The sequence below is a fragment of the Rhodococcus sp. BS-15 genome (assembly GCF_000813105.1).
Taxonomy (GTDB): domain Bacteria; phylum Actinomycetota; class Actinomycetes; order Mycobacteriales; family Mycobacteriaceae; genus Rhodococcoides.
The window spans coordinates 1-801 of the sequence record NZ_BAOX01000598.1 but is presented as its reverse complement, the minus strand read 5'-3'; the positions used below and the strand labels follow the sequence as shown (position 1 = coordinate 801).

Genomic DNA, 801 nt, shown 5'->3' with positions numbered 1-801 from the left:
CGACGCCCCACGACGACCCGGCGATCGGCGTCCGGTGGCCGAGAGTTGCGCCGGCGCGATCTCCACCACGTGCCGCTCGCCTTCCCCGTCGAGCACCACCTGCAGCTCGGCCCCCGGCCGCCATTGCTGATCCGACAGCCCCTCGAACGCCGCGGGATCCATTTGAGGACAGGTCAGTTCGGTGACGATCGAGCTACTGCGATAGCGGTGATAGCCGGGCCGTCCGCTGGAATCGACGGCGAGTCGCACTCGGGTTCGCCACCCGGTGCCGTCGCCGGATCCCGGAAGTTCCTCCACATGCACCTCGCGCTCGATTCCGGCGACGCGGCGAAGTTGTTCGGCAACGACGAAGGACTTCAGTCGCCGTCCGGCATCGACACCGGCATGGGAGTAATCGCAGCAGCCCGAGCCGCCGGGTCCGGAGATCGGACAGCGCGCGGCCACGCGGTCCGGAGACGCCGTCAGGATCTCGACGCGTCGGCGCGACAGAACGACCCGCCTCGATCCTCGGTCACCTTGGCCACGACCCGTTCGCCCGGCAATCCGTGACGCACGAACACCACCCGGCCGTCGTGGCGGGCCACGCAGAACCCGCCGTGCCCGGCGCGCCGAGTTCGACCTCGAGTAGCTGCCCGAACCAGCTCTCGCTCACTTGCCCACCGGCGGCTCGTAGCCGCGACGCGAGGCACCGGGTGCATTGCCGAGCACCTCACGCTTGGCCTTCTCGGAAGACCGAAGTTGCCACGCACGCTGGTGACCATCACTCCCGGCTGGAACACAGTCAGACTTCAGTCGCAACGA

The 801-nt window shown here is 68.8% G+C and carries 1 pseudogene; it reads right to left on the bottom strand.

From position 1 onward, the window contains the following. Positions 1–652, bottom strand: a pseudogene (locus RHBS_RS28180) (TRAM domain-containing protein); the annotation flags it as partial. Between the last annotated feature and the right edge of the window lie 149 nt (positions 653–801).